Annotated in this window: 19 protein-coding genes and 2 pseudogenes; 10 read left to right on the forward strand and 11 right to left on the reverse strand. The window is 69.2% G+C overall.

Features of this window, described 5'->3' with window-relative positions; genetic code table 11:
* Positions 1–18: 18 nt before the first annotated feature.
* The 3 genes and pseudogenes from ABD357_RS09700 to ABD357_RS09715 all read right to left on the reverse strand — a co-directional run bounded on the left by ABD357_RS09700 (position 19) and on the right by ABD357_RS09715 (position 3,405).
* Positions 19–504 carry a nuclear transport factor 2 family protein gene (locus ABD357_RS09700; RefSeq protein ID WP_344389002.1) on the reverse strand — a complete coding sequence of 162 codons (486 nt, stop codon included), beginning with the start codon at positions 502–504 and terminating at the stop codon, positions 19–21.
* Positions 501–2,287, reverse strand: a pseudogene (locus ABD357_RS09710) (CocE/NonD family hydrolase). The gene ABD357_RS09700 and the pseudogene ABD357_RS09710 overlap by 4 nt, the downstream one beginning before the upstream one ends.
* On the reverse strand, positions 2,284–3,405 hold the full coding sequence (locus ABD357_RS09715; protein WP_344389007.1) for an FAD-dependent oxidoreductase: 1,122 nt from the start codon (positions 3,403–3,405) through the stop codon (positions 2,284–2,286). Before ABD357_RS09715 ends, ABD357_RS09710 begins: the two are co-directional and overlap by 4 nt.
* Before the next feature lie 191 nt (positions 3,406–3,596).
* Between ABD357_RS09715 and ABD357_RS09720 the strand changes: the two genes are divergently transcribed.
* Together ABD357_RS09720 and ABD357_RS09725 are read left to right on the forward strand one after the other, a co-directional pair.
* The gene (locus tag ABD357_RS09720) at positions 3,597–4,517 is read left to right on the forward strand and encodes a LysR family transcriptional regulator (protein WP_344389009.1); all 921 of its coding nucleotides are present in this window, start codon (positions 3,597–3,599) and stop codon (positions 4,515–4,517) included.
* 250 nt (positions 4,518–4,767) lie between these two features.
* The gene (locus tag ABD357_RS09725; RefSeq protein WP_344389011.1) at positions 4,768–5,376 is read left to right on the forward strand and encodes an NAD(P)-dependent oxidoreductase; all 609 of its coding nucleotides are present in this window, start codon (positions 4,768–4,770) and stop codon (positions 5,374–5,376) included.
* Here the strand turns inward: ABD357_RS09725 and ABD357_RS09730 are convergent, their stop codons facing one another.
* Entirely contained in the window at positions 5,377–6,276 is a 900-nt protein-coding gene (locus ABD357_RS09730) for a LysR family transcriptional regulator (RefSeq protein WP_344389013.1), read from the reverse strand.
* 56 nt (positions 6,277–6,332) lie between these two features.
* On the opposite strand from ABD357_RS09730, the gene ABD357_RS09735 reads away from it, so the two are divergent.
* From ABD357_RS09735 to ABD357_RS09745, 3 genes and pseudogenes are all read left to right on the forward strand, one after another.
* On the forward strand, positions 6,333–7,112 hold the full coding sequence (locus ABD357_RS09735; RefSeq protein WP_344389015.1) for an inositol monophosphatase family protein: 780 nt from the start codon (positions 6,333–6,335) through the stop codon (positions 7,110–7,112).
* An 866-nt stretch (positions 7,113–7,978) separates the two neighbouring features.
* Positions 7,979–8,341: pseudogene (locus tag ABD357_RS09740) on the forward strand (transposase); the annotation flags it as partial.
* Between the two features lie 215 nt (positions 8,342–8,556).
* Positions 8,557–9,444 carry a nuclear transport factor 2 family protein gene (locus ABD357_RS09745; protein WP_344389017.1) on the forward strand — a complete coding sequence of 296 codons (888 nt, stop codon included), beginning with the start codon at positions 8,557–8,559 and terminating at the stop codon, positions 9,442–9,444.
* A gap of 373 nt (positions 9,445–9,817) precedes the next feature.
* On the opposite strand, the gene acnA is transcribed toward ABD357_RS09745, so the two are convergent.
* On the reverse strand, positions 9,818–12,532 hold the full coding sequence (acnA, locus tag ABD357_RS09750; protein ID WP_344389019.1) for an aconitate hydratase AcnA: 2,715 nt from the start codon (positions 12,530–12,532) through the stop codon (positions 9,818–9,820).
* Positions 12,533–12,810: 278 nt separating this feature from the next.
* Here acnA and ABD357_RS09755 point away from each other — a divergent pair, with 278 nt between their 5' ends.
* The 3 genes from ABD357_RS09755 to ABD357_RS44610 all read left to right on the forward strand — a co-directional run bounded on the left by ABD357_RS09755 (position 12,811) and on the right by ABD357_RS44610 (position 15,427).
* The gene (locus ABD357_RS09755; RefSeq protein WP_344389021.1) at positions 12,811–13,050 is read left to right on the forward strand and encodes a DUF4236 domain-containing protein; all 240 of its coding nucleotides are present in this window, start codon (positions 12,811–12,813) and stop codon (positions 13,048–13,050) included.
* A gap of 64 nt (positions 13,051–13,114) precedes the next feature.
* The gene (locus tag ABD357_RS09760; protein WP_344389022.1) at positions 13,115–14,644 is read left to right on the forward strand and encodes a UDP-N-acetylglucosamine 1-carboxyvinyltransferase; all 1,530 of its coding nucleotides are present in this window, start codon (positions 13,115–13,117) and stop codon (positions 14,642–14,644) included.
* A gap of 201 nt (positions 14,645–14,845) precedes the next feature.
* Positions 14,846–15,427 carry a BBE domain-containing protein gene (locus ABD357_RS44610; RefSeq protein ID WP_425584788.1) on the forward strand — a complete coding sequence of 194 codons (582 nt, stop codon included), beginning with the start codon at positions 14,846–14,848 and terminating at the stop codon, positions 15,425–15,427.
* 65 nt (positions 15,428–15,492) lie between these two features.
* On the opposite strand, the gene ABD357_RS09770 is transcribed toward ABD357_RS44610, so the two are convergent.
* From ABD357_RS09770 to ABD357_RS09785, 4 genes are all read right to left on the reverse strand, one after another.
* Positions 15,493–16,149, reverse strand: coding sequence for a YfhO family protein (locus ABD357_RS09770; RefSeq protein WP_344389024.1), 657 nt, complete (start codon positions 16,147–16,149; stop codon positions 15,493–15,495).
* Positions 16,146–16,508 carry a GtrA family protein gene (locus tag ABD357_RS09775; protein ID WP_344389025.1) on the reverse strand — a complete coding sequence of 121 codons (363 nt, stop codon included), beginning with the start codon at positions 16,506–16,508 and terminating at the stop codon, positions 16,146–16,148. Before ABD357_RS09775 ends, ABD357_RS09770 begins: the two co-directional genes overlap by 4 nt.
* 55 nt (positions 16,509–16,563) lie before the next feature.
* On the reverse strand, positions 16,564–17,460 hold the full coding sequence (locus ABD357_RS09780; protein ID WP_344389027.1) for a glycosyltransferase family 2 protein: 897 nt from the start codon (positions 17,458–17,460) through the stop codon (positions 16,564–16,566).
* Positions 17,461–17,569: 109 nt separating this feature from the next.
* Positions 17,570–18,058 carry a DUF6299 family protein gene (locus tag ABD357_RS09785; RefSeq protein ID WP_344389029.1) on the reverse strand — a complete coding sequence of 163 codons (489 nt, stop codon included), beginning with the start codon at positions 18,056–18,058 and terminating at the stop codon, positions 17,570–17,572.
* Positions 18,059–18,290: 232 nt separating this feature from the next.
* Between ABD357_RS09785 and ABD357_RS09790 the strand changes: the two genes are divergently transcribed.
* Positions 18,291–18,503 carry a DUF5999 family protein gene (locus ABD357_RS09790; RefSeq protein WP_344389030.1) on the forward strand — a complete coding sequence of 71 codons (213 nt, stop codon included), beginning with the start codon at positions 18,291–18,293 and terminating at the stop codon, positions 18,501–18,503.
* A gap of 13 nt (positions 18,504–18,516) precedes the next feature.
* Here the strand turns inward: ABD357_RS09790 and ABD357_RS09795 are convergent, their stop codons facing one another.
* Together ABD357_RS09795 and ABD357_RS09800 are read right to left on the reverse strand one after the other, a co-directional pair.
* The gene (locus ABD357_RS09795; RefSeq protein WP_344389031.1) at positions 18,517–18,915 is read right to left on the reverse strand and encodes a RidA family protein; all 399 of its coding nucleotides are present in this window, start codon (positions 18,913–18,915) and stop codon (positions 18,517–18,519) included.
* Positions 18,912–20,090, reverse strand: coding sequence for an acyl-CoA dehydrogenase family protein (locus tag ABD357_RS09800; RefSeq protein ID WP_344389033.1), 1,179 nt, complete (start codon positions 20,088–20,090; stop codon positions 18,912–18,914). The genes ABD357_RS09795 and ABD357_RS09800 overlap by 4 nt, the downstream gene beginning before the upstream one ends.
* Before the next feature lie 121 nt (positions 20,091–20,211).
* Between ABD357_RS09800 and ABD357_RS09805 the strand changes: the two genes are divergently transcribed.
* Entirely contained in the window at positions 20,212–21,930 is a 1,719-nt protein-coding gene (locus ABD357_RS09805) for an AMP-binding protein (protein WP_425584786.1), read from the forward strand.
* Positions 21,931–22,040: the final 110 nt, after the last annotated feature.

Consider the following 22,040-nt stretch of genomic DNA (forward strand, 5'->3'; position numbering starts at 1 on the left):
CGTCCTTCGCGGCTGCCGTCAGGACGGAGGTCTGGTGCGGGCGGCGGCGAGCTCGTAGACGCCGACGGAGCCCTCCCACGGGGCGGTGCGCACCACGGCCCAGTGGTGTATCAGCCAGCGTTCGCCGGATCTGCGGAGCCTGAGCCGCCAGAGGCCACGCATCGTGCAGTGGTCGGTGACACCGGGGTCCGCGGGGACGTGGTGGTAGGCGACCATGTGCGCGCGGCACTCGGCCTCGTCACCCGATAGCTGTATGACGAGGCCGGTGGCCGCGTGGTGGGTGGAGTCGAAGCCCTCCAGGGTCGTACGGGCGAGCTCGACCAGCTCGGCGGCCGGCACAGTCGTCGGCGGGCTGCCGTGGTAATGGGCCGACAGGTCCAGATGCACCGCGTCGGCGAACAGCCGCCGCAGAGCGGTCCAGTCCCGGTCGTCCTGGGCGTGGGCGAGACCGGCGACGACATCGGCGACGGCTGCCCGGTCCACCAGGTCCTGAAGTGCGCTCATGTCGGCTCCTCCGTTGCCGTGGGGTGTTCGGTCTGCGGCCGTTCGACCAGCGGTAGGACCAGGCGGCTCGGGTGGGCCGGTCCGTGGTGGACCCGGTTGACCGCGACGGCCAGGTCGTCCTCGGTGTCGGCCGCGATCGTCTTGCCCGTGTTGGTGTTGCGGTCGTAGCGGGGGAAGTTGCTGCTGGAGACTTCGAGTCGGATGCGGTGCCCGGGCAGGAACACGTTCGCGGTGACGCTCAGGTCGATGGTCAACTCGTAGACCGTTCCCGGCTGCAAGGGCTCAGGATCGGTGAGTGACGTGCGGTAGCGGGCGCGCTGGATGCCTCGCACAGCAGGATCGCCCTGCCGTCGGGGTGCACGTCGACGAGCTTGCCGGTGAAGTCGGTGTCCGGTGCCGAGGAGGAGACGTACAGGACCAGGGTGACGTGGCCGGTGACCTCGACGGGATGCTCGAGGACGGGAGTGGTGAAGCACAGCACGTCCTCGCGCGTTTCGACGGCCGCCTGGTCGGCCGGTCCGGGGAAGGCGCCGGAGGCGGCAGCGAGCACCGTGCCACCCAGGCTCGGGACCGGGCGGCGTGGGTCGTAGAGGAACGTGTCCGCCGCCTCCACCGACACGGCGTCGGGCGTCAGGACGCCGTCGCCACCGGCGGTGTTGGCGCGGCCGCCCCCGGCGAGGAAGAAGTCGGTGTAACGGGTGTCGGGCAGCGGCCAGTCCACCTCGTCACGCCACCGGTCGACGCCCATGACGAAGATCCGGACCTGGTGGGCGTCGTCGGGGGCGTCCGTGAGGCCGCGGACCCAGCGGTCGAAGAACCGCAGGTGCGCGCCGGTGACCTCGGCGGACTTGATACCGCTGTGGAGTCCGAACGACCGGTCGGGGAAGGTGCCGAGGTCGGCGCCGTCGGCGTGGCACCAGGGGCCGATGAGCAGCCGTTGACCGTCGCGGGCAGCGGCGCTGCCACCGTGGCGGCGCATCATCGTGTAGGACCGCACGGTTTCGCCGATGAACACGTCGTACCAGCCTCCTATGTGGAGCGCGGGGACGGTGATGTCACCGCAGTGGTCGATCGAGGCGACCTCCTGCCAGAACGTGTCCCGCTCCGGGTGGTCGAGCACCTGGCCGACCCAGGGCAGGTGGCGGGTGACCGCGCCGCGGTCGGCGACCGGCAGCGGGTCGTGCAGCAGCCGTGGTTCGGACAGGCCGGACAGAAGTGCGTGGGCGTCGCCCGGGTCGCCGTGTCCGCCGGCGGGGCTGCGGCGCAGGTTGCGCAGGGCCGAGAGCGTGCCCCAGGTCAGGACGGCGTCCTGCGAGAGCGCTCCGCCCGGGGAGTACCACGGTGCCGCGTACGGGTCGGCGGAGGTCATCACGGGCGCGATCGCGCGCAGTGCCGGTCCACCGTGCACGGCCGCCTGCCACTGCGCGAATCCCATGTAGGACCCGCCCCACATGCCGACCGCGCCATCGCACCACGGCTGTCCGGCCAGCCACGCGAGGGTGTCGGTACCGTCACGGCCCTCGTTGGCGTGGGGCACGAACGGTCCGGGTGAACGAGAGGTCCCGCGGACGTCCTGGGCCACCACCGCGTAGCCGGCCTCCACGAAGGCGAACACGTCCGGCAGCTTCGGGTTGCCGTACGTTCCGGCGTCGTCCTTGCCGTAGGGGGTGCGGACCAACAGCACGGGAAACGGTCCAGGCCCTTCGAGCCGCCACACGTTGGTCGCGAGCGCAATGCCGTCACGCATCGGCACCCGCACGTCCACTTCGACGACGAACGTCATGCGTTCACCCGGTTCTTCCCGGGCCACTGCGGTCGCTGGGTGATCATCCAGTGGCTGAACGCGACGTAGTTCTGCGCGAACTTCTGCGGTGTGGGCGCGTGTTCCACCGCCGCGGAAAGTCGCGCGATGTGGGCGTACCGCGGGATCTGGCCGGCCTCGTAGGCGGCCAGCGCGACGGGCACGTCGCCGGTGGGGGTGAGCAGGCGGCCGAGCAGGGCAGCGTCCTCGATGCCCAGCGTCGCGCCTGCGGTGATGTGCGGAGACATCGCGTGGGCCGCGTCCCCGGCCAGGACGACCCGCGCGGAAACCCAGTGGGAGAGCGGCGGCACGAGCATGACCTGGTTGTGCAGGACGAGATCCTCGGGCGTCGCAGCGATCAACTCAGCCAGAACCCCGTTCCGCCCTCCCTCCTCCAGATGGACGATCCGTTCCATGGCCTGCTGCTTCGGACTGCCCGTCAGTGGCGGCGAGTCGAATTGGTTCAACAGCCAGTAGACGCCGCCGTCGTAGGTACGTACGTAGCCGCCCCGGCAGCCGTGGGTGCCCAGGATCAGCCGGTCCTCGGGCACCGTGATCCCGGTGGCGGGGATGACCGCGCGCCAGGCGTGGTGGCCGGGGTGTTCCCGCGCCGGAGTGCCCGGCACCAACTGCGCGCGTACCGCCGAGTACGTCCCGTCCGCCCCGACGAGCACGTCGGCGTCCTCGCTGCTGCCGTCGGCCAGGTGGACCGTGACGTGGTCCGCGTGTTCCTCGTACGCGGTGAGCCCGGTGGACAGGCGGATGTTGTCCCGCCCTACGGCGTCGGCGAGCAGGTCGTTCAGCTTGGCCCGGTGCACCAGCAGGTACTGATGGTCCTCGGGACCGAACCCCGGGGTGTCGAGCAGCCGCCCGGCGGGATCGTGGAAGTACATCTCGGTGGGTGCGCCGATGCAGCGCACCTGCTCGCCGACGGCGAGGTCGTCGAAGACCGCCAGCGCATTCGCCCAGAGCCCCAGCGAGGCCCCGTCGGCGCGGATCTTCGGCGCGCGCTCACAGATCACCACCTCGATCCCTGCATGGCGCAGCGCGAGCCCGGTTGTCAGGCCCACGATCCCGGCACCGATCACGACCGCGCGCATCACAGCCCGTCCTTGGTCGCGCCGGCACCGCGACCACCAGCGTCACGGTGCCTGCTGTCGCGAGGTGGGCAGATGCGGATGTCCACTGCGACCTCCTTCATGTCGTCGAGTGAGTTCGACGTTAGGAAACGCAGCCGATTCACACCAGTGCAACCTTCGTAAGTAGTCCTTTCGTAAGTGATAATCCGAGGATGGACTACGTCGATCTGAACCTCATCGAGGCGTTGGACGCACTGCTCGCCGAGAACAGCGTGACGAAGGCCGCGGCGCGCCTGCACACCTCGCCACCGGCGATGAGCCGCGCCCTGGCCCGATTGCGCCGCGCCTTCGACGACCCGCTCCTCGTGCGTGCCGGACGCGACCTCGTGCCCACACCCCGGGCCCTGGAACTGCGTGGTGAGGTGCACGCGGTCGCCACCCGGGCGCGAGCACTTTTCGCACCGTCGAACACCGCTGATCCCCGAGCCGCTGTGCGCACCTTCGACCTGCAAGTCGACGACATGCTGTCCACGACCTTCATCCCGTCCCTCCTCGACGATCTACGGGTCCAGGCGCCCGGTATCTCACTGCGGTTGCGTCCGGAGAACCTCGAGGACACCCCGGCCCTGCGCGAAGGACTGGTGGATCTGGAGATCGGGATCGTGCGTCCCGGTGATCCGGAGATCCGCTCGGAAACACTTCTCACGGAGACACTGATCGGCGTTGTGCGGCCGGACCATCCACTCACGAGGACGAAAACCGTCACACCGCGGCGGCTCGCCGCCACCGACCACGTCGCCGTGTCGCGACGCGGCCGAGCTCACGGCCCGATCGACGAGCAGCTCGCCGAACTGGGCCTGAGCCGACGCGTGGTGGCCGTGGTCCCCAGCGTCGCGACCGCGCTGTTCCTGGCCCGCGAGACCGACGTCGTCAGCGTTGCCCCGGCCGGACTCGGACGGCCGATGCTGAACACACTCGGGCTGCGCACGTTCCCGATCCCCCTGGCGCTGCCGCCCCTGACAATCGGCATGGCGTGGCACCCACGTAACCACCGCGACCGCACGCATCAGTTGCTACGCGAACGTATCCGCCACATCATGATCACCGCTGTCGACGGAGCCGTGCAGACGTGACCTGCGCTGCTGCTCGGTTGGGTCGCGCGAAGGCGATGAACCCGAGCTTGGCGTTCATGCAGCTTCGCTGCTTGTGGTGGCTGCCACGAGGTTCGTTTTTTCCTGTTTCCCGACGGGGTGCTCGCGGGCACGGTGTTTGTTTCCCGCGCGGCTGCGCCCCGCCCTCTGGGGTATTGATTGCGTCTGGGTAACTTATCAAGTCAGATATTTGCACTGGATGTTAAGTTGCTTGGTCTCTAGCGTTCTCGGCATGAACCTCACCATCCTCGCGGCCTCCGGCCGGACCGGAATCGCCCTCACCCGACAGGCGCTGGGACGTGGTCACACCGTGACCGCCATCGCGCGTGATCCCCAGCGGATCGCTCTGCCCCACTCCCCGCACCTGCGCAAAGTGGCGGGTGATGTGAACGACGCGGCCAGTATCGCCAGCGTCGTGGACGGGGATTCCGTGGTCCTTTCCGCGCTCGGCACGGAACGGGCCGGGGTTCTCCTCGCAGGTGCCCGGGCCGTGGTCGCCGCCGGCCCACGGCATGTCATCTGGCTCGGTGCCTACGGCACGGGCAAGTCGGCCGAAGTGGCGGGGGAGGGCGCGGGTGTGCTCGCCAAGGTGCTGGGCGACCGGCTGGCGGACAAGGTCGAAGCCGACAACACCGTTCTCGCGGCCGGGGGCACCGTCTTCCATGCCGGGATGCTTGCTGACGGGCCGGAAAGCCCTCGTCGGCGCACGGTCGGCCTGGAGGCCGCGCCTCCCTTCGACCTCGGTGCGCGGGTCAGCCGGGAAACCGTCGCCGCGGCGATGCTCGACGAAGCCGAGGCGCCTGGTTTTCCCGGTGTCGTGGCCCTGCCGTTGGCGGAGTAGTCAGCAGGCGGTGATCTCCTCGATCGACGCCCGGACCTGCTCGCGGAGCCAGGCGTGGGCGGGGTCGGAATCATAGCGCTGGTGCCAGTTGCAGTTGATGGTCGCCGCCGGGGATTCGATCGGCAGCGGCCGGGCGACCAGGCCGAACGCCTCGATCAGCGGGCGGCCGAGGATCGCTGTGCAGGTGACCAGCGCGTCACTGCGGGCGGCGATCTGCAGGGCGGTGGGCACCGTGGCCACCGCCGCGACCACCCGGCGCCGCAAGCCCTCGGCGGCCAGCGCGTCGTCGATCGGCGCGGTCAGGCGGCCACGCCGGGAGATCACCACGTGCGGCTGTGCCGCATAGGAGGCCAGGTCCAGTGCGGCGGCACAAGGGTGGTCGGCGCGCATCGCCACGACGAGCCGGTCGTCGCCGAGCGGCTCGGACCGGAACTCGGGCTGAGTGGGCCTGCCGCCACCGAGTTCCAGGTCGACGCGGCCGTGTCGCAGGTCGTCGGTGTCGACGCGGTTCTCCGCCAGCACCCGCAACTGCACCCCGGAAGCCCGCTGCTGGATCCTGCCGACCAGTACCGGCACCAGTGACGCGGCCACCGCGTCGTGACACTGGATCGTGAAGGTGCGCTCCAGTTCGGCCAAGTTCAGCTCACGGATCGGCGAGAGCAGTTCGTGCGCCTGCCGGACCAGCCGGGCCACGTCCTCTCGCACCGACACCGCGTACGGAGTGGGGGCCATGGAGTGGCCGGTGCGCACCAGGATGTCGTCCCCGGTGACGGCGCGCAGCCGGCCGAGCGTGCGGCTGACCGCGGGCGAGGACAGGTGCAGCCGCCGGGCCGCGCCCATCACGCTGCCTTCTTCGAGCAGGGCGTCCAGCACGGTCAGCAGATTCAAGTCCAATTGCATAGAAGTAAATGCTAGCCAGATATAGATCCACTTCAATCAACTCCGGGAGTGTCCCCATGAACCAGAAACTGCTTGCCGCGACCGTCGCCGCCGTCCGCCACGCCGGCGCCCGGATGATGACGCGCTATTCCACCGAGTCCCGTCAGTCCGGCCTCCCCGAACTGCTCGCGAACCTCCAGGCCAATGACGCGGCCGTCGTCGACACGTTGCGTCCCGCCTTGACCGAGGTGCTGCCGAGCGCGGGCTGGCTGAATGACGAACACGGATCGGGACCGATGGCCGCGGGCGAGTGGTGGCTCATCGACCCGGTCGGCGGCAACGTCAACGCCGTGCACGGCATGCCCGACTGGAACATCGGCGTGAGCCTCGTCCGTGACGGCCGCCCGGTCCTGGCCGTGGTCTACTCTCCGGTCCTCGACGAGATGTTCACCGCGACCGAGGGCGGCGGGGCGTTCCTCAACGGTGTACGGCTTCAGGTTTCGGCCAAGACGTCGCTGGACGGCGCACTGGCCGGGACCGGCCAGGCCAAGCCGGGCCACGACCCCGACCTCGCCAAGCGGATGGGCGCCGCCCTCACCGCGATGCTGAACTCCGCTCTGTGCGTGCAGGTCTCCGTACCGGTCACCGGCCAGCTCGCCCAGGTCGCCGCCGGCCGGATGGACCTGCACTGGCAGTTCGACAACGTCCGCTCCCACGCCGCAGGCGTGCTCCTGGTCCAGGAGGCCGGTGGTCTCGTGACCGACATCGACGGCAAACCATGGGAGCCGGCCACCAAGAGCTACCTCGCCGCCGCGCCCGGCGTGCACGCCGCCGCGCTGGACGTCCTCACCGGCTGAGAGAAGTCCGGATCCATCATGCTCATCACCGCACCAACAGGAGCATCACGCATGACGACCACGGTGTGTAGGGCCGTGGTCCCCCGAGTTGTGGTCGTGCGGAGCGGACTCGTACGCACCCATTCGGTCCCGGGCCGACCGGGTCGGATCATGACCTTCCCTGTCGATGCTTCCGACTCCGATGTACGCCGTCGCCACGTCGTCTCCTGCGTGGGGTGCGAGTGCACTCGTCACGCCCGCTGAACGGCGACGGCAGGGTGAGGATCTGGGATATGCGGGCCGGCCGTGTCGAGGCGCAGCGTCTGCCGGCCGACGACGGAGCCGAGATCAGTCCGAGCGGCCGCACCCTCGTCCTGTACAACACCCGGGGACCCCAGGCGGCGATCCAAATCCGGGACATGCAGACCCGGCGCGTGCTGCTGGAGCGCCGCATGGACAGCGTCCTGCCCCAGGTCGGTCCCGGGGAACCATACGATGTCTCGGACTGGGCCATGCGGCGGCTGCACCAACAGCGCTGGATGAACACCTATCCATTGCCCGATGCTCAGGTGAGCGCGGACGACCGTCTGATGGCGCTGTGCCTGCCCGGCGCCCCCTGCAGATCCGGGACATCCCCCGGCGCCGCAAGCTGCCGACCAAGTGGGCCCCCAAGACGTCCGCCGCCAACTGCTCCGAGGAAGACTTCCAGTTCACCCCCGACAGCCGGCACCTGGTCCTGCGCGGTCCAGCAGGAATCCGCAGCTGGGAAATTACTTCGGGGCGGGAACTCCCCAAGCTCCAGCACGAGGGACTGGAAGATCTCGAATTCAGCCCGGACGGCAGGTTCCTGGCCGCCACGGACCCCGACGAGGTCCTGTTGTGGCGGACCCGGGGTGCTGGAGCGTTACCAGCGACGCACGGCCCGTCTGACCAGGCAAGTCAAGGCTGTGGTCAAGGAGTTAGCGGGCCGGGCGGGATCACGTCTGCTGGCGATACTCGCGGCAGGCCTGTCTCGTCACACGGCCCTGCGCGTCCTGCTGCGCATCCCGTTGCCGACCGGGCGGACGCCCCGCGTGATCGGCGTCGACGACTTCGCTCTGCGCCGGCGGCACCGCTATGCCACCGTGGTGATCGACGCCGAGACCCATGAGCGGATCGACGTACTGCCCGACCGCACTGCCGACACGCTGGAAGCTTGGCTGCGCGAACATCCGGGCGTCGAGGTCGTGTGCCGTGACGGCTCCGCGACGGGCAGATCGACTGCGCGGACCGGGACGATCCAGCGCGAGAGTGCGCGGCTTCACCCTCCTTCGCCACCGCATCCTCCTCGGAGCATTCTCCAACGTGGCTAGTGTGATCAGAATTCAACCTCCTGGGTGACAACACGGAATGGCAGAAGGACTTCGAGCGGCGGCTACACGCCTCGTACACGGCGGCCGGGCCAGGTGCGACTGCGGCGGAGCACATGCTCGAGGACGTACGCGCCAGCATCAGCGACTGGACCGTCGCCGAGATCACGGACGCCGGGACCCGAGTGGGATACGTCGGCGTGGCCGTGGCTGACGACAACGGCACGCTCGCGGGCCGTATCGGCGACCTCCGCGTCGACGCGCTCCACGCTGGCCGGCCGCACGAGCAGGCCGCGCGAGACTGGGCCGAGGGATGGTGCGCGGAGCGCGGTGCACACCGGCTGGACATACGGCTCAACGCTCGCAGCCGGCGACTCGGCGCTGATGTTCACCGTGTGGGGCGGGGGTCGAAGATCCACTTCATCACCGAGCGGACCGGTCTGCCCCGGCCGCCTTCGCCCGGTTCAACGGTAAAGCCCCGATCCCCGTCTGGTCAGGCAACAGAGTCCGTCAAGCAAAGGGACGTTATGGACGACCGTATTGATCTCGCCGAGCTGCTGAGCCGATATGCCGATATTGCGGATATGAAGGAGTTCACCCACCTACCCAGTCGCATTTGCACCGATCCGCTGACGGTGGATTTCGAAGCAGTTACCGGCATGCCGGCGGTAACTGCTTCGCTGCGTGACTGCGTCGAGCTCCTCCGCACAACCTTGGCGCCCTTCGCTGCGACCCACCATGCGATCACCGGTCACGTCGTCACCATCGACGGCGACAGTGCGACGATTCATGCGCACGTGCGTGCCGAGCACTGGCTTCCGGTGGAACTCGTCGGTGACGGACCCGACCGCTGGCTGGTGGTGGGTTTCTACGATACCGAGGCGGTCCGTACGCCGAAGGGATGGCGCATCAGCCGATTCAAACTCACCGTGACCCACCAGGAAAATCCACAGCTGGCGAGCCTCGCTCAAGCCGCTGAGCAGGCGCGCCGGCCCCAGGCCTGAGGGGGAGCGCAATCCCCGGCGCGGAAGGCCGCAGCAACTACTCGGGTTCAGAAGCCGTATCTCAACCGATCTTGGAACCTGCAAGTCGAACGGAGTTCCTGGTCGGGTGATCTTCCGCCGGTACGCGCATGAAAGCAGGGCCTCCTGGCAGCTCGGGGGTGCGATCCCATTCCGAGCGGTTCCCGGAGGCCCCGTTGTCGTTGTTGTACGCGCCCGAGCCCGCCCGCTTCAACTCGCCCGCCGTGTCGAGCATGAACCAGCAAGCGCCCCGCCAGGCCGAAGCCTGACGGGGCGCTTGTGCGAGACTCTGGTGCGACGGCCGTTGGCAGCGGGTCAGCGACCAGATCCTCTGACATCCGAGCCGATCAGCTCATCAACCGACAAGTTGGCGAAGCACGTACTGCATGATCCCGCCGTTGCGGTAGTAGTCCGCCTCGCCAGGAGTGTCGATGCGGACGACCGCGTCGAACTCGACGCCCGTGTCCGTGGTGACCTTCACCGTGCGGGGCGTGCGGCCCTCGTTCAGTTCGGTCACGCCGGTGAAGGAGAAGGTCTCCTCGCCGGTCAGACCCAGGGACTGGGCCGAGGCGCCCTCCGGGAACTGGAGCGGGAGTACGCCCATGCCGATGAGGTTCGAGCGGTGGATGCGCTCGTACGACTCGGCGATGACTGCCTTGACGCCCAGCAGCGCCGTGCCCTTGGCCGCCCAGTCACGCGACGAACCCGAGCCGTACTCCTTGCCCGCGAGGACGACGAGCGGGATGCCCTGCTCGATGTAGTTGCGCGAGGCGTCGTAGATGAAGGAGACCGGCCCGCCGTCCTGCGTGAAGTCGCGGGTGTAGCCGCCCTCGGTGCCCGGCGCGATCTGGTTGCGCAGACGGATGTTGGCGAACGTACCGCGGATCATGACCTCGTGGTTTCCGCGGCGGGAACCGTAGGAGTTGAAGTCACGGCGCTCGACGCCGTGTTCCGTGAGGTACTTGCCCGCCGGGGTGTCGGCCTTGATCGCACCGGCCGGGGAGATGTGGTCGGTGGTGACCGAGTCGCCCAGCTTGGCGAGCACACGCGCGCCCGAGATGTCGGAGACCGGCGTGGTCTCCATCGTCATGCCCTCGAAGTACGGGGGCTTGCGGACGTACGTCGACTGCGGGTCCCACTCGAAGGTGTTGCCGGTCGGGATCGGCAGCGCCTGCCACTGGGCGTCGCCCGCGAAGACGTCGGAGTAGGACTTGTTGAACATGTCCTCGCCGATGGCGTTCGCCACGACGTCGTTGACCTCGGCCTCGGTCGGCCAGATGTCCTCCAGGTATACGGGCTTGCCGTCCTGGTCGATGCCCAGCGCGTCCTTGGTGATGTTCACCTTCATGGAGCCCGCGATGGCGTACGCGACGACCAGCGGCGGGGACGCCAGGTAGTTCATCTTGACGTCGGGGTTGATCCGGCCCTCGAAGTTGCGGTTGCCGGAGAGTACCGAAGTCACCGCCAGGTCGTGCTCGTTGACCGCCTTGGAGACCTCCTCCGGCAACGGGCCGGAGTTGCCGATGCAGGTGGTGCAGCCGTAACCGACCAGGTTGAAGCCGACCTTGTCGAGGTACGGGGTGAGACCCGCCTTGTCGAAGTAGTCGGTGACGACCTTGGAGCCGGGGGCGAGAGTGGTCTTGACCCAGGGCTTGCGCGTCAGGCCCTTCTCGACCGCCTTCTTGGCCACCAGGGCGGCGGCGACCATGACGTACGGGTTCGAGGTGTTGGTGCAGGAGGTGATGGCCGCGACCGTCACGGCACCGTGGTCGATCTCGTACGTCGAGCCGTCGGGGGCGGTGACAGTGGTCGGGTTGGACGGGGCGCCGTTGGGGGCGACGGCCGGGGCGTCGGAGGCCGGGAAGGACTCCTGGCCCGCCTCGTCCACGCTGTCCACGTAGTTGCGGACGTCGGTCTTGAACTGCTCGGCGGCGTTCGCGAGGACGATACGGTCCTGCGGACGCTTCGGGCCGGCGATCGACGGGACGACCGTCGACAGGTCGAGCTCCAGCTTCTCGGAGAAGTCGGGCTCGGCGGCCGGGTCGAGCCAGAGGCCCTGCTCCTTGGCGTACGCCTCGACGAGCGCGAGCTGCTGCTCGCTGCGGCCCGTGAGCTTCAGGTACTTGATGGTCTCGCCGTCGATCGGGAAGATCGCGGCGGTGGAGCCGAACTCCGGCGACATGTTGCCGATGGTGGCGCGGTTGGCGAGCGAGGTCGCGGACACACCCTCGCCGTAGAACTCGACGAACTTGCCGACGACGCCGTGCTTGCGGAGCATCTCGGTGATGGTCAGCACGAGGTCGGTGGCGGTGGTGCCGGGCTTGAGCTCACCGGTCAGCTTGAAGCCGACGACCCGCGGGATGAGCATCGAGACGGGCTGGCCGAGCATCGCGGCCTCGGCCTCGATGCCGCCGACGCCCCAGCCCAGCACACCGAGGCCGTTGACCATGGTGGTGTGCGAGTCGGTGCCGACGAGGGTGTCGGGGTACGCCTGACCGTTGCGGACCATGACCGTACGGGCCAGGTGCTCGATGTTCACCTGGTGGACGATGCCGGTGCCGGGCGGGACGACCTTGAACTCGTCGAAGGCGGTCTGGCCCCAGCGCAGGAACTGGTAGCGCTCGCGGTTGCGGCCGTACTCCAGCTCGACGTTCTGTGCGAAGGCCTCGTTGGTGCCGAACTTGTCGGCGATGACGGAGTGGTCGATGACCAGCTCGGCCGGGGCGAGGGGGTTGATCTTCGCGGCGTCGCCGCCGAGCTCCTTGACGGCCTCACGCATGGTCGCGAGGTCCACGACACAGGGCACGCCGGTGAAGTCCTGCATGATCACACGGGCGGGGGTGAACTGGATCTCCTGGCTGGGCTGGGCCTGTGAGTCCCAGCCACCGAGGGCCCGGATGTGGTCGGCGGTGATGTTCGCGCCGTCCTCGGTCCGGAGCAGGTTCTCCAGCAGCACCTTCAGGCTGTACGGAAGGCGAGCCGAGCCTTCCACCTTGTCCAGCCGGAAGATCTCGTACGACTCGTCGCCCACGTTCAGTGTGGCGCGGGCGTCGAAGCTGTTCGCCGACACGACAGTCTCCTTCATTCATGTGCGCGTACCACCGCATCCTGCCGCCACGTCGGTTGGCCGATCAGCTAAGGTAAGGCTAAGTTAGGCAACCCTTACCGGTCTGGCGGCTGAGGTACGCCTCGGCAGATATCTCGATGTCGAGATAACTCTAGTACATGACCGCTGCCCGGTCATGCCCGGAGGGTGCTGCGCTGCCCTCAAGAAGGCGACCGGAGAAATCAGCCGCGGCGTGGCGTTGCCGATCCGGGGTACCCACCCGGGGATGAAAGGAGGCAGAAATGCCCCTCACGTTCCGCAAGAGTCTCCGGATCCTGCCCGGGGTGCGGCTGAACATCAACCGGCGCTCCTGGTCCATCACCACGGGTGGCCGGCACGGGCCGCGGCACACGCGCAGCAGTACCGGGCGCCGGACCACGTCGTTCGATCTGCCCGGGCCCTTCGGGTGGCGCAGGACACACACCGCGACCCGGCGCCGCCGCGGTGCCATCCTCACCAGGCGTCATCGGGGCCGCGCCTGAGGGCCTGTCACTCCAATGGACCCCTCGGGAAGGTGACATCTCATATCCGAGATAGCCTTCCCGCATGGCAGACGATTACCTCGTACGCATCGGTAAGCTCATCCGTGACGCCCGTCAGCACCGGGGCTGGACACAGACGCAACTGGCCGTGGCGCTCAGCACCAGTCAGAGCGCCGTGAACCGCATCGAGCGCGGGAACCAGAACATCAGTCTTGAGATGATCGCCCGCATCGGTGAAGCCCTGGACAGTGAGATCGTCTCACTCGGGTACGCGGGCCCGATGCATCTACGAGTGGTCGGCGGCCGTCGGCTCTCCGGCTCCATCGACGTGAAGACCAGCAAGAACGCGTGTGTGGCGCTGCTGTGCGCGACCCTCCTGAACAGAGGGCGCACGGTGCTGCGCCGGGTGGCCCGGATCGAGGAGGTGTACCGCCTTCTCGAGGTGCTCGGCTCCATCGGCGTACGCACCCGGTGGATCAACGACGGGGTGGACCTGGAGATCGTGCCCCCGGCGGACCTCGACCTGGGCACCATCGACGCGGAGGCGGCCCGCCGTACGCGCTCGATCATCATGTTCCTCGGCCCGCTGCTGCACCGTATGGACCAGTTCAAGCTGCCGTACGCGGGCGGTTGCGACCTCGGTACCCGGACGATCGAGCCGCACATGATCGCGCTGCGTCGGTTCGGCCTGGACATCACCGCCACCGAGGGGCTTTACCACGCGCGGGTGGACCGGTCCGTCGTCCCCGGCCGGCCGATCGTGCTGACCGAGCGCGGGGACACGGTGACCGAGAACGCGCTGCTCGCCGCCGCGCGCCACGAGGGCGTGACCGTCATCCGCAACGCCTCGTCCAACTACATGGTCCAGGACCTGTGCTTCTTCCTGGAGGCATTGGGCGTACGGGTGGAAGGCGTCGGTACTACGACGCTGACCGTGCACGGGGTGCCGAACATCGACGTGGACGTGGACTACTCGCCCTCGGAGGACCCGGTCGAGGCGATGAGCCTGCTGGCCGCCGCCGTCGTCACCGAGTCGGAGCTGACGGTGCGTCGAGTGCCGATCGAGTTCCTGGAGATCGAGTTGGCGGTCCTGGAGGAGATGGGCCTCGATCACGACCGTACGCCGGAGTACTTCGCGGACAACGGCCGTACGCGGCTGGTCGATCTGCTGGTCCGGCCCTCCAAGCTGGAGGCGCCGATCGACAAGATCCACCCGATGCCGTTCCCGGGCCTGAACATCGACAACGTCCCGTTCTTCGCGGCCATCGCGGCCTCCGCGCAGGGCAAGACGCTGATCCACGACTGGGTCTACGACAACCGCGCGATCTACCTCACCGACCTCAACCGCCTCGGCGGCCGCCTCCAACTCCTCGACCCCCACCGGGTATTGGTCGAGGGCCCGACCCGCTGGCGCGCCGCCGAGATGATGTGCCCACCCGCACTGCGCCCCGCCGTGGTCGTCCTGCTGGCGATGATGGCGGCCGAGGGCACGTCCGTACTGCGGAACGTGTACGTCATCAACCGCGGGTACGAGGATCTGGCCGAGCGGCTCAACACGGTGGGGGCGCAGATCGAGATCTTCCGCGACATCTGAGCCCTTGTTGCCCCTCTCCCTCCCGCCGCACCCGCCGAGATCGGGGTTCTGGCACCACCCTGCCGGTGGTGCCAGGCCTACTGACCGTGTCTCCTGCGCCGCTTAGGTTCCTGGGATTGGTTACGGTCCGCTGTCGCGGCTGATGACCGTGACCGGTACGCCGACACCGGCGGCGTCCCCGCACCCGCGGACGGTGCCTTCATCAACTACCCGGACAACGACCTCGCCGATCCCGCCTGGAACAAGGGCGCGCCCTGGCACGCGCTGTACTTCGGGGAGAACTACGCGCGGCTCCAACGGATCAAGGTGAAGTGGGATCCGCGGAACGTCGTCACACACTCTCGGTACGCCCTGGCTGGCGTCCGGGGCGCGGGCACGTTCACGCCGCGCCCTTCGAAGAAACGCGGTCAGGCACAGCAGCAGCGCCACCGCTCCCGCGCTCGCCGCCGAGGCCGCGCGCAGGCCGGGTGGCCGGAAGGAGCAACGGAGTTGGTGCTCCGTGGCGTCGTCCGGCAGTGGGACCGCCAGCATGCCCAGGCGACTTTGCGGGATGCGCATCGGGCCGCCGTCGACCGCGCAGCGCCAGCCCGGGATGCGCGCGGTGGCGATGACGGCCGTGCCCGTGGAACCGGCCGGGAGTGTGGCTCGTACGATGTGGCCGCCCGCCGTGACGTGGGTGGCGCCCCGGGCTCGCAGGTCCGTGATGGCCCGCCGCAGTGCGGCGGGGTCCAGACAGGGGTGAGTGGGACAGTTCGGTGTGCTGGAAGACCGTGGCGATGGTGAGCGTGACGCGGCCGTTCGCCGGGACGGTGCCGAGCCACTTGGTGGCCACCGCCTTCTCGGGGCGCTCACCCCACAGGCGTACGGACCTTCCGTCGGGGCCCGCGAGCAGGGCGTCGGTCCAGGAGCCGTCGACGTACAGACGGCTGCCGGGGCGGCATCGGGCGGTGATCCGGTACGGGGCGCCCGCGGCGGTCAGCCGGTACGGGCCTGTCGCGTGCCGCGGGGCCGGGCCGTGCGCACGGCCCGGCCCGGCGAAGGAGATCCGCGGCAGCTCGTACACCCTGTGGCCCAGTGCCGCCTGCTGGTGGGCGAACACCGAGGAACCGGGTGGGATTTGGGATGCCTCGCGTGGGTGAACGGTCACCAGCGGTGGCGCGGGGAAACGTTCGACGCGTACCCGTCCCGCGCCGTCGGGGTGCCGGATGCGGGCGCCGACGCCTTCCCGCGACGAGCAGCGAGAAGGGGTTGCCGAGGTAGCTGACGAAGTCCGCCCAGTACGGCACTCCGAAGGCGCTGTTCCAGTTGAAGAAGAGGTCGCCGGATGAGGTGCCGTGCAGCAGGTCCCACAGGTGGGCGTGGAAGGGCACGAACTGGTTGCCGAGGTCGTTGACCGCACGCGAGCGGTCCCCGAAGGGATATGTGCCGCGCAGGGCGCCCGAGTTGACGAAGGCGGCCATGGCGATCGCGGCGGCGAGGCCGGGTCCGGCGAGGTGGGTCTTCATGCCGGCACCAGGATGCGGCGGGCGATCAGAAAGGTGATGGGAATCGCGCCGACGGCGGCGATCAGCGGGGCGATCCGTGCGTCCATGCCGAGGCCGGAGACCAGCGCGTAGACCCCGGCCGTGGTCAGCAGGAGGTTCGCGGCGTTCGTCAGCGGGAACAGCACGAACTTCTGCCAGCTCGGATCGGTGCGGTAGGTGAAGCGGACGTTCATGAAGAAGGAGCCGATCATGCTCAGCAGGGTCGCCACGACATGACCGACCAGATACGGCGTCCACAGGCACAGCAGCCGGTAGAGGGCGTAGTACGTCCCGGTGTTGACGGCTCCGACCAGCGCGAACCGCAGGAGCTGTCCCTTCACGAGGAGCGGGTCCTGAGCGCGGGCGGACGGGTGACGTCCGCGGGCCGGCGCTCGCTCACCAGGTAGTGCGGGCGCTGCTTGCACTCGTAGTAGACCCGGCCGATGTACTCGCCGATGAGGCCGAGCAGCACCATCTGCATACCGCCGAAGCCGGTGATCGCGACGAGCAGGGTGACGTAACCGGGTGCGGTGACGCCGCCGATGAGCACGGCGCCGACCGTCCAGACGGCGTAGGTGAAGGCCAGGCCGGTGAGCAGGAGCCCGAGGTGGAGGGCCAGTCGCAGGGGCGGCTGTTGAAGGAGACCAGGCCGTCCACGGCGTAGTTGAGGAGCTTGGGGTAGCTCCACTTGCTGTTGCCTCCGGCGCGTGGGGTGTCCTGGTAGTCGAAGAAGACGGTGCTGAAGCCGATCCAGGAGAACAGGCCCTTGGAGAAGCGGTTGCGCTCGCCCAGGTCCACGAGGGCGTCCACGGCGCGGCGCGAGAGCAGGCGGAAGTCACCGGCGCCGTCGACGAGTTCGACGTCGGCCCAGTGGTTGAGGAGCCGGTAGTAGGCGCGGCTCAGCAGGGTTCGCAAGGGGCCGTCGTGGTTGCGGGAGCGGCGGGCGACGACCTGGTCGAAGCCTTCGCGCCGCAGGTCGAGCATCTTGCCGAGCAGGGCGGGCGGGTGCTGGAGGTCGGCGTCCATGATGGCGATGTGGTCCCCGGTGGCCTCGCTCAGGCCCGCGAGCAGTCCGGCCTCCTTGCCGAAGTTCCGTGACAGGGACAGGTAACGGACGCGAGGGTCACGGAAGGCGAACGCGCGCAGCAGGGACAGTGTGCCGTCGGTGGACCCGTCGTCGACGAACACCACCTCGTACGGCTCCCCGAGTTCGTCGAGCCGCGCGTGGAGTTCGTCGTTGAACGCCTCGAGCACCTGCTCCTCGTTGAAGCAGGGCACCACGACTGACAGCATCCCGCGCTCCTTGCCTCTGGCCCGGAGGCCGGGGTGCCTCCGGGCCGGATGTTCGGTGAACGACGTCCGGTGGACGTCGGGTCCTGGACGTCGGCGTCCTGTGCGGGCGTCAGGCTTCGATGAGCGTGATGTCCTGTTCCTGGGTGGCGTGGAGATGCGGCCGGGGGAGGTTGAGGAGGTTTTGGAGGAGGCCCCCATCGCTGCGGAGTTCCATCACGGTGGCCTCGACGTGGGCCGGCCCGGGCGCGAAACGGCCCGGCTGCGTCCGGCCGGTGTTCGTCCAGGTGTGCTCGGCTCCGTCGCAGACCGCGCGGGTGCCGCCGATGCCGTACCGCACGTAGCTGGTGCCCTGGGCGGTCAGCGACGAGCTGACGAACACCGGGCCGGAGCTGTCAGAGCAGCGGTAGGTGCCGGAGAGGGTGATGGTGCCGTCCGCCGCGATCCGGCCCGTCTCGTCGACGGTCACCACGTCGGCGGCGACGATGGTGGGGTCGGCGGGATCGGGATCGGCCGGTGCGGCGAGGGCGGTGGCGGACGGGGCGGCGAGCATCAGCAGCGCCGCACCGGCGGCCACGCCGAGGATCTTGCGTAGGAACATCTTTTTACCTCCTTGGGTGGGATTCCCAGAGGTACCCGGCACTGGTCGCCGCGGCCGTGATCGTCACCCCTTCGGTGGCGAGTCCGTACCGTCCGTTCCGGGGACGTCCGAAGCATGTCCGCGTGTTGTCACGCTTCTCGGACAGCGGTTCCGCCGAGTTCACGGCCAGGGCATGGTCTGACTACGAGGCGGCGACCACGTCGCCCGAACCCGTCGCACGTGGAGGTACGCCATGTGTACTCACCGGCCTTCCTGCCCGTCGTCCGACCGCTCCGAGAGCTCCGGCCAAGACACCGCGCACATCGTCGCCGCCCACCCCGAGCAGGGCTGGTACCTCCTCTGCGACGGCGCCATCGTCTTCGACGACACGGGCGCCCTCCTTCCCGACGGCCGCGTCGTCGCCCCTCACCGAGTACCGGTGGAGCACCTGGGCATCGCCGCCTGAGCCCTGAGCGGCTCTACGGGAGGACCGCGACCCCGTCGAGTTCCACCAAAGCCTGTGTGTCCCAGAGGCGTACGACTCCGAGGACGGCCATGGCCGGGTATTCGGAGCCTGCCAACTTGCGCCAGATGCGGCCTAGTTCGGGGGCGTGGGTGCGGTAGTCGGCCACGTCCGTGGTGTAGACGGTGACGCGGGCGAGGTCGGTGGGGGTGCCTCCGGCGGCGCGAAGCGCGGTGAGGAGGTTGGTCAGGGCGCGTTCGAACTGGTCGGGGAGCGTGGAGCCGACGATCTTGCCCTCGGTGTCCAGGGCGGTCTGGCCGGCGAGGTAGACGACGCGGGAGCCGGTGGTGGTGACTGCGTGGGAGAAGCCGGTGGGCGGGGAAAGCTCGGCCGGGTTGATGCGCTCGGTGGTCATGCGGGGTCCTCCTCCGCGGACGGCTCCCTGTCGCCCAATTCCTTGTACAACTCCTTTGCGATGACCGCCCGTTGGACCTCGCTCGCCCCCTCGTAGATCCGTGGCGCGCGTACCTCGCGGTAGAGGTGTTCGAGGAGATGGCCGCGGCGCAGGGCGCGGGCGCCGTGCAGTTGGACGGCGGAGTCGACCACGTACTGGGCCGTCTCGGTGGCGAGCAGCTTCGCCATCGCGGCGCGTTTCGGGACGTCGGGGGCGCCTGCGTCGTACGCCGCTGCCGCCGCGTAGACCATCAGGCGGGCCGCCTCCGTCCGCTGGGCCATCTCGGCGAGCTGGTGGGCCACGGTCTGCAGGTCGCTCAGTTTGCCGCCGAACGCGTCGCGTCCCGCGGTGTGCGTGAGGGTGGCGTCCAGTGCGGCCTGCGCCATGCCGACCGCGAAGGCGCCGACGCTCGGGCGGAACAGGTTGAGGGTGTTCATCGCGACGCGGAACCCACGGTCGGGTTCACCGAGGATGTCGCCCGCGTTCACCGGTACGGCGTCGAAGGCGAGGGTGCCGATGGGGTGCGGGGAGAGCATGTCGAGGGGGGTGCCGGTGAGGCCGGGGCGGTCGGCGGGCACCAGGAAGGCGGTCACCCCGCGGGCGCCGGCGTCGGGCGTGGTGCGGGCGAAGACGGTGTAGAAGTCGGCTTCGGGCGCGTTGGAGATCCAGCACTTCTCGCCGGTGAGGCGCCAGCGGGCCGGGCCGTCGGCCTCGGCCTGCGGCGAGGTGTCCCGTTCCGCCCAGAGGGTCAGCGCCGCCGCGTCCGAGCCCGCGCCCGGCTCGCTCAGGGCGAAGGCGGCCACCGCCGTGCCCTCTGCGACGCGTGGCAGCCAGCGGTCGCGCTGGGCGGGGGTTCCGTACGCGTGGACAGGGTGGGCGCCCAGTCCCTGGAGAGCCAGGGCTGTCTCCGCTTCCGTGCAGGCGTAGGCGAGGGACTCGCGCATCAGGCACAGGTCGAGCGCGCCGGAGGTGAACAGCCGCTTCAGGAGGCCGAGTTGGGCCAGTTCCGCGAGGAGCGGGCGGTTGACGTGGCCCGGTTCGCCCTTCTCGGCCAGGGGGCGCAGACATTCGGCGGCGACGGCTCGTAGCTTCGCGCACCAGGCGGATTGTTCCGGATCGAGCGAGAATGCGGTCATTGCCGGTCCCTTCTCCCCCTGTCGGGCGCCACACCTCAAGGCTATCGCGGACCGTTGACTGTCGTCACCAACACGATACGCTCGATGCGCGAGCCCACCACGACACAGGGGGCGAACCGCCATGGAACCCACGGACTCCAGGGACGCCATCGACACCGCGCGGCCGACGACCTCGGCCCACGTCGACACCTTCGCCCGCGACCATCTCCCACCCCCCGGCCGGTGGCCGGAGCTCCGCTTCGACCTCCCAGGGCTTCACTACCCCGAACGGCTGAACTGCGCCGCCGAGCTCCTCGACCACGCCGATCCGGGCCGCCCGGTCTTCCGTACGCCGTCCGGCGACCTGTGGACGTACGGCGATCTGAGCACCCGAGTCGACCGGATCGCGCACGTCCTGACCCGGGATCTCGGCGTGGTGCCCGGCAACCGCGTCCTCCTGCGCGGGCCCACCACGCCCTGGCTGGCCGCGTGCTGGCTGGCCGTTCTGAAGGCGGGCGCGGTCGCCGTCACCGTGCTCGCCCAGCAGCGCCCTCACGAGCTGGCCACGATGTGCGAGATCGCGCGGGTCGGGCACGCGTTGTGCGACATCCGGTCCGTGGACGACCTCGCGAAGGCGGAGATCCCCGGGCTGCGGATCACGACGTACGGCGGCGACGCTCCCGACGACCTCCTGAACCGAATAGACCGCCGGGTGAGCCCCGGAACCCCCGACGAGCGGTACCCCGCCGTGGACACCGCCACCGACGACGTCGCCCTCATCGCGTTCACGTCCGGCACCACCGGCCGCCCCAAAGGCTGTATGCACTTCCACCGCGACGTCCTGGCGATAGCGGACACCTTCTCCGAGCACGTCCTGCGACCGCACGCCGACGACGTATTCGCCGGCAGTCCCCCGCTCGGCTTCACCTTCGGGCTCGGCGGCCTGGTCGTCTTCCCGATGCGCGCGGGCGCCAGCGCCCTGCTGCTCGAACAGGCGGGCCCCAAGCAGTTGTTGCCCGCGATCGCCGAGCACCGGGTGTCGGTGCTGTTCACCGCGCCGACGGCGTACCGCGCGATGCTGGAGGAACTGGACTCGTACGACACCTCCTCGCTCAGGCGCTGTGTGGCGGCGGGCGAGAACCTGCCCGCCGCCACCTGGCAGTCCTGGCACGAGCGCACCGGCCTGCGCCTCATCAACGGCATAGGCGCCACCGAGCTGCTGCACATCTTCATCTCCGCGGCCGACGACGACATCCGTCCGGGGACCACGGGTGTTCCCGTACCGGGGTGGCACGCGCGCGTGCAGGACGAGAACGGCGAGCCCGTGCCCGACGGCGAGCCCGGGCTGCTCGCCGTGCGCGGACCGGTCGGCTGCCGCTATCTCGCCGACCCGCGGCAGTCGGAGTACGTACGCGACGGCTGGAACATCACCGGCGACACGTATGTGCGCGACGCCGACGGCTACTTCCGCTACGTCGCACGCGCGGACGACATGATCATTTCCGCCGGGTACAACATCGCGGGTCCGGAAGTCGAGGACGCGCTCCTGCGTCACCCGGACGTGGTGGAGACGGCGGTCGTCGGACTGCCCGACGAGACACGCGGCCAGGTCGTGGTGGCGTACGCGGTACTGCGGGCCGGAGCGCGCCGGGACCCCGAGGCGCTGCGCGCCTTCGTCAAGTCCGAGCTGGCGCCGTACAAATGCCCGCGCCGGATCGTCTTCATGGACGCGCTGCCGCGTACGGCGACGGGGAAGCTTCAGCGCTACCGATTGCGTACGGGCGTCAACCCGGGCCATACGGAAAGCAGTTCCGTGGGCACGGAAAGCGATCTCCGGTCCACGCAAGGTGACCTGGCGTGACGCCGACGACCTAGTGTCCTGCGCCAGAGATCCGTCGGCAGAAGCGGGCGAGGGAGTTGAGGATCTCTTCGGCTGTCTTGGTCCAGATGAACGGCTTGGGGTCTTGGTTC

Source organism: Streptomyces vastus (assembly GCF_039532825.1).
GTDB lineage: Bacteria > Actinomycetota > Actinomycetes > Streptomycetales > Streptomycetaceae > Streptomyces > Streptomyces vastus.

What these genes read in the sequence shown, in the direction of transcription:
- ABD357_RS09700 (WP_344389002.1), bottom strand. Translation starts at nt 504, where the DNA reads ATGAGCGCACTTCAGGACCTGGTGGACCGGGCAGCCGTCGCCGATGTC.
- ABD357_RS09780 (WP_344389027.1), bottom strand. Translation starts at nt 17,460, where the DNA reads ATGCTGTCAGTCGTGGTGCCCTGCTTCAACGAGGAGCAGGTGCTCGAG.
- ABD357_RS09715 (WP_344389007.1), bottom strand. Translation starts at nt 3,405, where the DNA reads ATGCGCGCGGTCGTGATCGGTGCCGGGATCGTGGGCCTGACAACCGGG.
- ABD357_RS09745 (WP_344389017.1), top strand. Translation starts at nt 8,557, where the DNA reads ATGCTCGAGGACGTACGCGCCAGCATCAGCGACTGGACCGTCGCCGAG.
- ABD357_RS09785 (WP_344389029.1), bottom strand. Translation starts at nt 18,058, where the DNA reads ATGTTCCTACGCAAGATCCTCGGCGTGGCCGCCGGTGCGGCGCTGCTG.
- ABD357_RS09755 (WP_344389021.1), top strand. Translation starts at nt 12,811, where the DNA reads ATGCCCCTCACGTTCCGCAAGAGTCTCCGGATCCTGCCCGGGGTGCGG.
- ABD357_RS09800 (WP_344389033.1), bottom strand. Translation starts at nt 20,090, where the DNA reads ATGACCGCATTCTCGCTCGATCCGGAACAATCCGCCTGGTGCGCGAAG.
- ABD357_RS09795 (WP_344389031.1), bottom strand. Translation starts at nt 18,915, where the DNA reads ATGACCACCGAGCGCATCAACCCGGCCGAGCTTTCCCCGCCCACCGGC.
- ABD357_RS09760 (WP_344389022.1), top strand. Translation starts at nt 13,115, where the DNA reads ATGGCAGACGATTACCTCGTACGCATCGGTAAGCTCATCCGTGACGCC.
- ABD357_RS09735 (WP_344389015.1), top strand. Translation starts at nt 6,333, where the DNA reads ATGAACCAGAAACTGCTTGCCGCGACCGTCGCCGCCGTCCGCCACGCC.
- ABD357_RS09790 (WP_344389030.1), top strand. Translation starts at nt 18,291, where the DNA reads ATGTGTACTCACCGGCCTTCCTGCCCGTCGTCCGACCGCTCCGAGAGC.
- ABD357_RS09725 (WP_344389011.1), top strand. Translation starts at nt 4,768, where the DNA reads ATGAACCTCACCATCCTCGCGGCCTCCGGCCGGACCGGAATCGCCCTC.
- ABD357_RS09770 (WP_344389024.1), bottom strand. Translation starts at nt 16,149, where the DNA reads ATGAAGACCCACCTCGCCGGACCCGGCCTCGCCGCCGCGATCGCCATG.
- ABD357_RS09730 (WP_344389013.1), bottom strand. Translation starts at nt 6,276, where the DNA reads ATGCAATTGGACTTGAATCTGCTGACCGTGCTGGACGCCCTGCTCGAA.
- ABD357_RS09720 (WP_344389009.1), top strand. Translation starts at nt 3,597, where the DNA reads ATGGACTACGTCGATCTGAACCTCATCGAGGCGTTGGACGCACTGCTC.
- ABD357_RS09805 (WP_425584786.1), top strand. Translation starts at nt 20,212, where the DNA reads ATGGAACCCACGGACTCCAGGGACGCCATCGACACCGCGCGGCCGACG.